General features: G+C 67.3%; 9 protein-coding genes and 1 pseudogene. 6 read left to right on the top strand and 4 right to left on the bottom strand.

Annotated elements, in window-relative coordinates:
• Positions 1 to 321 precede the first annotated feature (321 nt).
• Complete coding sequence (locus ACZ69M_RS50910) at positions 322 to 663, top strand: LytR C-terminal domain-containing protein (protein ID WP_470060514.1); 342 nt, start codon at positions 322 to 324, stop codon at positions 661 to 663.
• 172 nt (positions 664 to 835) lie between these two features.
• Here ACZ69M_RS50910 and ACZ69M_RS50915 read toward each other — a convergent pair whose 3' ends face one another.
• Entirely contained in the window at positions 836 to 1,570 is a 735-nt protein-coding gene (locus tag ACZ69M_RS50915) for a zinc ribbon domain-containing protein (RefSeq protein WP_470060515.1), read from the bottom strand.
• Positions 1,571 to 1,686: 116 nt separating this feature from the next.
• On the opposite strand from ACZ69M_RS50915, the gene ACZ69M_RS50920 reads away from it, so the two are divergent.
• The 3 genes from ACZ69M_RS50920 (at position 1,687) to ACZ69M_RS50930 (ending at position 4,443) form a co-directional block, all read left to right on the top strand.
• Positions 1,687 to 1,983: a hypothetical protein gene (locus tag ACZ69M_RS50920; RefSeq protein ID WP_470060516.1), complete on the top strand. Its 297-nt coding sequence runs from the start codon at positions 1,687 to 1,689 to the stop codon at positions 1,981 to 1,983.
• A 481-nt stretch (positions 1,984 to 2,464) separates the two neighbouring features.
• Positions 2,465 to 2,812 carry an STAS domain-containing protein gene (locus ACZ69M_RS50925; protein ID WP_470060517.1) on the top strand — a complete coding sequence of 116 codons (348 nt, stop codon included), beginning with the start codon at positions 2,465 to 2,467 and terminating at the stop codon, positions 2,810 to 2,812.
• Between the two features lie 332 nt (positions 2,813 to 3,144).
• Positions 3,145 to 4,443: a serine/threonine-protein kinase gene (locus ACZ69M_RS50930; protein ID WP_470060518.1), complete on the top strand. Its 1,299-nt coding sequence runs from the start codon at positions 3,145 to 3,147 to the stop codon at positions 4,441 to 4,443.
• A gap of 94 nt (positions 4,444 to 4,537) precedes the next feature.
• Here the strand turns inward: ACZ69M_RS50930 and ACZ69M_RS50935 are convergent, their stop codons facing one another.
• The 3 genes and pseudogenes from ACZ69M_RS50935 to ACZ69M_RS50945 form a co-directional block, all read right to left on the bottom strand.
• Positions 4,538 to 4,711, bottom strand: a complete 174-nt coding sequence (locus ACZ69M_RS50935; RefSeq protein ID WP_470060522.1) for a hypothetical protein — start codon at positions 4,709 to 4,711, stop codon at positions 4,538 to 4,540.
• Positions 4,712 to 4,848: 137 nt separating this feature from the next.
• A pseudogene (locus ACZ69M_RS50940) lies at positions 4,849 to 5,199 on the bottom strand (CNNM domain-containing protein); the annotation flags it as partial.
• Positions 5,200 to 5,758: 559 nt separating this feature from the next.
• A complete protein-coding gene (locus ACZ69M_RS50945) occupies positions 5,759 to 6,334 on the bottom strand; it encodes a TerD family protein (RefSeq protein ID WP_470060519.1) in 576 nt (191 codons plus the stop codon).
• A gap of 147 nt (positions 6,335 to 6,481) precedes the next feature.
• Between ACZ69M_RS50945 and ACZ69M_RS50950 the strand changes: the two genes are divergently transcribed.
• Positions 6,482 to 6,913 (top strand): sec-independent translocase, encoded by a 432-nt coding sequence (locus ACZ69M_RS50950; RefSeq protein ID WP_470060520.1) that lies wholly within the window; start codon positions 6,482 to 6,484, stop codon positions 6,911 to 6,913.
• A gap of 90 nt (positions 6,914 to 7,003) precedes the next feature.
• Entirely contained in the window at positions 7,004 to 7,234 is a 231-nt protein-coding gene (locus tag ACZ69M_RS50955) for a hypothetical protein (RefSeq protein WP_470060521.1), read from the top strand.
• Positions 7,235 to 7,344: the final 110 nt, after the last annotated feature.

The raw sequence follows: 7,344 nt of genomic DNA on the forward strand, positions 1-7,344 counted from the left end.
GCACAAACGACACCGCGGCGCTCCGCGCCGCGACCACGAGGATGCGATTCCTCCCAGGGCTGAAGCCCTGGGGTTCCTCGCAAGAGCCTGCTGAAGGGAATCGACCTGCACAACACCAAGTTCGTCACCCTCCCCTGGCGCTACCAGGGATCCCGCGTCACCGTCGTCCAGCCGGACGCCAACGAGCTGTGGGCCGCGCTGAAGGCCGACCGCACTGTCGACGGCGCCAACACCGGCCGTCCGAAGACAACGACATCACGGACGGTTGCCGTTTCCCCGTCACCGAACGCTGGCGAGATCGCTTCAGGTGGCGGGATCACCGTGGCGGTCTACAACGGCACCAGACAGGGTGGACTGGCCTCCCGGGCGGCCCGGACTCTGACCCGCCACGGCTTCACGGTCACCAGGACCGGCAACGCCGGCAACCAGAACCACGCCGCCACGTTCGTCCAGTACGGCGCGACCCTCAAGTCCCAAGCTCAAAAGGTCTCCCAGCTCTTCCCTGGCGCCCAGCTCCGGCAAGTCACCGGACCGGGCATCAACGTGGTCCTGGGGCAGAGCTACGCCGCGTCCGCCATGTCCGTCTCACGCGCAACCGCCTCGTTGGCCGCCAACGCCCGCTCCGCCGACGACGACCTCTGCTCAAACCTCTCCTACGGATAGCCAATGGCTACCAGCGGTGCGGCTCGGACCTCACGCGGAGGACACCGGCGGGGCGGAAGCCGTCACGGCCAGCCGCTCTTTGCCCGAGCCGTCGAACACCGACCCCTGCCGAGCCAACGGCCACGACGATGTGGCCTGACAGCGGGAGTCCTGGGCAAAGCGGGCCATGCCTCTACCTACGCGTGCCACACCCCGGACAGAAGGCCGCGCCGTCCGGCACCACAGCGGAACACGCAGAGCACTGAACCGACTGGGCCAGCTGATAGCCACACCCGGAGCAGAAGCCGGCGCCATGGGTCTCGGTACGGCAGTGCGGGCAGACCAGCTGCCGGGGCGTCGTGGGGTCATAGCCCTGACCGGCCTGCTGCCCCGCGGCGTACGCCCGTTGTGAGGCCATGTCGTTGAGTCCGCGCTGCTGCGCCGCCATGGCCTCGGCCGCGGTGTCCGGGGCGCAGCGCAGACACAGACCCTGAGCGGCGTTCCAGCAGCGGCCACACACGTAGTCGGTGCAGCGTGCGCACCGGTTGAAGTGCCCCTGCGCATTGCCGATCGCTCGCTCGAAGGCGTGGTCGCGGGCCTTTCCCCAACCGGCGCCCGCGAGACCGTCGGCCGCGGACGTGAGCCCGCTGCCGGTACGGCCCAGCAGCCCCCAGGCCATGTCGACGCCCTTGCCGAGCCAGGTGGCCGCCCGCTCGCCGGTGTACGGCTCGAATGGCGAACGCCAGGTGTCGTAGCAGCGCGAGCACGAGAACTCGAACTGGAAACCCGCCCCGGTGCCGTTGCGCTCGCACAAGTCACGGTAGTTGTTGCTGAAGTAGATCTCGCCGCTCACGTGGTCCCCCCCACAGGTCAGGCCGCCGTCACACATGCCGTACGACGCCGTGGAGACGGTACTGGTTCTCGCCACTGCCCAGACATTCCGGCCATGGCCGGACCTCGCCCGCCTTACGTCTCCCTGCCCAGATCCGAGCGTTCATACGTGGGCCCCGGCGAATACATTAATAGTTGCGCAATAATGTAACCGTGATCGAGTCGAAGGGGAGGGCCAGGGCCGTGGGCGACACGACCACCGCGGAGCGCGTACTCGCAGAACTGGCGAAGGGCTGCCCGACGCCACCCGAGAACCAGATCCGAACCGCCTACCAGTCCGTGGGGGTGCACGACCGGGCCGGATGGCCATGGCCAGGCACCATTGTCGGCTGGTGGACCAGCCCTGACGGCGTCACCACGTGCCAAGTGCGGCTGTCGGGCGCCTCAGCCCCACGATGGGCGGTCTACGATCCGGACCGGATCATCCTGCTGGTCCAGAACGGCACGTAGGAATCGTCTGGCTGAGGGGGCAGAATGCGCAAGCAATTCCCCGCAGACCATGCCATCTCGCAACCCGACCAGTGACCCTTCGAGTAACCCAAAAGGCCACCGGCCGGGTCCGGCCGGGCAGCGAAAGCTCGCCGCATCCATGACCTGCTGCGAGTCCAGAGCCTCGTCCCGGGCCGACTCGAACGTCGCGATGATCTCTGCTCCTGGCAGTTCAGGCCCCTGCATGTATCCCCTCGGATGCAAACCCCACGGTGTCCGCAGCCATGTGCGGGCCGGCCGCAGCGCGGCCGAGGAGTTGCTGGATCAATGGTTCTCCATTTGCGCAATGTTTAAATACTGGGGCGGTCTGCTCAGGTGTCGTGGAGCACGTCCGGTCGGCAGTCGTCACCCCGCTACCACCCCTCCTGGAGCCCCGATGCCGGAGTCATCGTCCAGCCATGAGTCGCGCCGGCACCGCGGGTTTCCGGAAACCCGTAGCTGGGTGCTGCGCCTCCTCCGGCTGCGCACGACCAGTACAGCCCACGATCCGGACCACGCCGTCGTACATCTCTCCGGAGAGATCACCTCGGAGAACGTCGAACGCATCAGCGATGATCTGCGGAGCGTCCTCCGCTCGAATCCGCAAGTTCTGGAGATCGATCTCCATGGGGTCACCTACCTGGGAAGCGGTGGTGGCCGGGCCTTTCTCTCCGCGCTACGGGCGGCGCAGCCACACGGCACCAGAGTGATCGTCACCCATACCAGCGCCCAGGCTCGTGGCACGTTCAACCGGCTGGGTGTAGCCGATCTGCTCGACATCTACGAAGGAGCCGAGCCGAAGAGCGAGTGACTCTCCCTTCACCCGGCGACGTCACCCAACACCGAACCTTGCTGGTGATCGATTCCAAACCGGTTCGCGCCGCTTTTCGGGCGCAACGGAGCGTCCGAAGCGGGTTCGGGTGAAGTTCTCGCCGGTCAAAGGCGTCTCGATCGGGCGGTACTGCACAGTGCACGACGGATCGGAAGCACGGTGGCACGGACGAACACCCCGAAGAAGATCATGTCGCGGTCAGCCTGCCAGTAGGCTGGGGCCGCTGCGGCACCCCCACCATGATCCCTCCTCTCGCAGGGACATGGCCTGCAGCGGTCGAGTCGTCTCACTGCGTGAGGATGAAGTAACAGGTGCTGATAGCGGGCCGGTACCGGCTGCAAACCACCATCGGACGGGGCGCGATGGGAGAGGTCTGGCGGGCGTACGACGAGACACTCGGCAGAGCAGTGGCAGTCAAGCTCCTGCTCGCCCAGAACTCCGACCCCACCGCCTCCTCTCGCTTCCGCCTGGAGGCCCAGACCGCGGGCCGGCTCAGCCACCCCCATGTGGTCGGCGTCCTCGACTTCGGCGAGCAGGAGGGCCGTCTGTTCCTGGTGATGGAGCTGGTCGAGGGCGACAGTCTCGCCCGCGTGCTCTCCCAGGCAGGATCACTGCCGGCCGAGGAGGTGGCTCTCATCGCCGCCCAGGCGGCCGCAGGGCTCGCCGTCGCACACGAACAGGGCATCGTGCATCGGGACATCAAGCCCGGCAACCTTCTCCTCGACGCTAACAGGTCCGTGAAGATCGGCGACTTCGGCATAGCGCGCTTCGTGGACGACCCGGGTGCCGCGCTCACCGCGACCGGTCAGATCGTCGGGACCAGCCTGTACCTCGCTCCCGAGCGCGCCCTCGGCAAGCCCGCCGGACCGGCGTCCGACGTCTACTCGCTCGGCTGCCTGCTCTACCAACTCCTCACCGGAAAACCGCCGTTCCACGCCGACAGCGCCGTCGCGATCCTCCACCACCACCTCGACACGGCCCCCGTACCACCGCGGAAGCTCGGCGTCGGTCTGCCGCCCGCCTTCGAGAACTACCTGCTCGGTCTCCTCGCCAAGCGGCCCGAAGACCGCCCCACTGCACGTCAGACAGCCGAATGGTTCGCCGCAGGTGCATGGAGGGGGCGCCCCGAGCCCCTCCCGGCAGCCGCGCCGCTCACCGCGCCGGAGGTGCCGCGTTCGACCGCCTCGGGGGCGGTCGCAGGGCCCGGAACGAACACGGCCGGAGCGGCCCCCGGCTCCGCGACCACGTACGCCTTCCCGTCCGCCGTTGGCAGCACCCCCGGAGCCCACCGGACGCCGCGTCGGCAGCGCTCGGGACTTCGCGCCTTCGTCGTACACCGGTCGAGGACGGTGAGCACCGTCGCCGCGCTGGTGGTCTTCCTCGCGGCGCTGCTGGTCGGCATGGCATGGTTCTCCCCCGACCACAGCTCGGCGGAGACACCACCGACGGACCCGCCTCGCACCACGAGCCCCGCCCCGGCCACGCCCTCGACCCTGAGCACTCCCCCGACCGATGGTGAGGAGCCCGGCAACAGCGCGGACGACGGCTCTGGCAGGCAACAGCACACCCAGAAGGGGAAGAACGGACACAGCAAGGACGACAAGGGCTGATCCCGCGTCACAGCACTCGCCGCAAACCCGGCAACCGCCGCAGCCCGGCAGCGAGAAGGAAGGCGAGCGGTACGACGGCGGCGGACACCGTGGCTCACGCGACTGCCGCGGAAAGGCCGCGCCCGTCGAGGTAGTACCGCACCGTCACAACGAGCGGGAGATGGACGATGTAGACGGTGTACGAATCGGCAGCCAGCTCCCGTGAGACACGTCCGCCGCCAGTGACGGCCCGGCGGAACAGCGTGAGCGGACCGACACGCAGGGACACGCACAGAACGATTTCGACCGCCGCACGCTGGCCCTGCTTGGAGCCGAAGTGCCGTGTCACGAGCGCCGGTGAGAGGCCGGCCGCGGCCGGCATCGACCGCGTCGAGGTCGCCGCGAAGCCGCGCTCGGCGAACAGCTCATCTGCACGACCGTGGCCAGCACGAAGGCGAGCACGATCGAGATGCCAGTGACCGCGCCGTCTGGGATACCGATCCCGGACAGCACCGGCTTGAGCAGCGCGGACACGGACGGCTCGGCGATGAAACCGACCACGAGTCCGGTCACCGTGATGCCGAGCTGCGCACCTGAAAGCATGAACGACAGCCGCTCCAGCACCTTCAGCGCTCGGACGGCCCTCTTGTCACCCTCCGCGGCCTCACGCGCGAGGGCGAGACGATCGGCGGAGACGTACGCGAATTCCTGGGCGCCGAAATAGCCGGTACCGGCGGTCAGGACGAAGACGGCCAGCAAACCCAGTGCGGCACTCATCGACGCATCAATGGGGAGGAGACACCCCGCCGTATGCCGTGCTCAGGAGAAGCCTCGCGGGATGGTCGGGGACTGCGCCCCGAGGGGTCCGTCGGTCTGGCGGATAAAGGGTGACTCCTTGTTCTCGTTGTGTATCCGGACAACGATCGCGGCCAATTCCGTGTCCCCGCCGCCGGAGTTCTGACCGCCAAGTGGTACGGCTTGTGGCAGCGAAGCGGGGGCTGCCGTACAGCGACTCCCACACGTGACCCACCGCCTCCAGCATGACCGGCGGACACTTGGCATTGTCGAGGAACACGTCCCGTTTGTTTTGTCGACCGAGGACCACGACCAGCCACGATTCCTTCCTCATCGAACCCGGCAGACTGGAGCGCGCCTCATGCGGGTTGCGCAGGCAAGGCGATTGCCACGCATGCCAGGCTCCCTCGCCACCCGCTTAACAGCGGCATAAAGCCTCGCTGGTAAACGCGTCGTGCGGGTCGCGCCAGGACGGGCGAAGCCCCGCCGCCCGCTGACGGGGGGATGAGATGGTCCGCGGACGGCGGGGCTGTGGACGACGTCAGACGTTGACGCCGAAGTCGGAGGCGATACCGCGCAGACCGGAGGCGTAGCCCTGGCCGACGGCGCGGAACTTCCACTCGCCACCGTGCCGGTACAGCTCGCCGAAGACCATCGCGGTCTCCGACGAGGCGTCCTCGGACAAGTCGTAGCGGGCGATCTCCTGGCCGCCCGCCTGATTCACCACGCGGATGAACGCGTTGCGCACCTGCCCGAAACTCTGCCCGCGCGCCTCCGCCTCATGGATGGACACCGGAAAGACGATCTTGGCGACGTCGGTAGGCACAGCGGCGAGGTCTACCTTGATGGACTCGTCGTCCCCTTCGCCCTCGCCGGTGAGATTGTCTCCGGTGTGCTCGACCGAGCCGTCCGGGCTCTTCAGGTTGTTGTAGAAGACAAAGTGCTGGTCGGAGAGCACCTTGCCGGCGTCGCCGCACAGCAGGGCGGATGCGTCCAGGTCGTAGTCCGCACCAGTGGTGGTACGGACGTCCCAGCCCAGGCCCACCAGCACCGCTGTCAGGCCCGGCGCCTCCTTGCTGAGCGACACGTTGCCACCCTTGGACAGGGAAACTCCCACGGTTCGTCCTCCCGGCTCTGGGCTGTCTGTACGGTCACTGTGCCCCCACGTCGAGCCTACCGCTATGGTCCCGATGTTTGCGCAACATCTAAAGTGTTGATGCCGGGACGCCCCGGTGACAGCCGGCCGCGAAGGCGAGGAGCGCAGATGTTCTCCGATGTGGGGCCATTGGAACTGGTGACGCTGGCAGTTCTCGCAGTCCTTCTGTTTGGGCCGGACAAGTTGCCGGAAGTCATCCAGAACGTGACGGCGTTCATCCGCAGGTTCCGCGAGTTCTCCGAGAACGCGAAACAGGAGATCCGCTCCGAACTGGGCCCGGATTTCAAGGACTTCGAGTTCGAGGACCTGCACCCGAAGACGTTCGTGCGCAAGCACGTGCTCGGCGGCGACAGCCTCGGCCTCGACGAGATCCGCGGCGCCCTCGACCCAAGGCAAGAGCTCGCGGAAGTGTCCGACGCGGTCCGCGAGGCAGTGGACACCTCCAAGGTAGATGCGGTCACACCAGCGCGCGTGAACCTGGCCAAGGATGCGGGGGTCGAGTCGGCCACACGCGCATCGCTCAATCCCGACGTCACGTGACGCCTTGATTCGCCAAGGATTTGCAGGCCGACCGCCATCGTGACTCACTTCACATTAATTCAAAGATTGCGCAACCGCTAAAGTGTTCCCATGGACACAGGCGGCCGGGCCGGGTTGGAAACAGCAGTGCTCGACGGGGGCCCCGCGGACGGGCTCAGGATGCGAGTCACCGACCGGCCGCACGTGATCCAGGTGACGTACCCCTGCGAATTGGACGCCCCGGCGAGTTGCGTGCGCGCAGCGGCGCTGTACATCTACCGCCGCGACTTCCATGTGAACACCGAGCCGCTGCGATACGGCTTCGACGGAGCCAGCCCCTAGTGCTGGATTCCTCTTTGACTGGGTATATGTCCTGGTGGCGGGGTAGTTGTGGGTGCTCGGGGGCGGGTGCTGGGCGTTGGTTTTATGGGCACGACCGGAGCGTGACGAGG

Source organism: Streptomyces sp. NPDC107454, from assembly GCF_055582885.1.

What these genes read in the sequence shown, in the direction of transcription:
- ACZ69M_RS50950 (WP_470060520.1), top strand. Translation starts at nt 6,482, where the DNA reads ATGTTCTCCGATGTGGGGCCATTGGAACTGGTGACGCTGGCAGTTCTC.
- ACZ69M_RS50955 (WP_470060521.1), top strand. Translation starts at nt 7,004, where the DNA reads ATGGACACAGGCGGCCGGGCCGGGTTGGAAACAGCAGTGCTCGACGGG.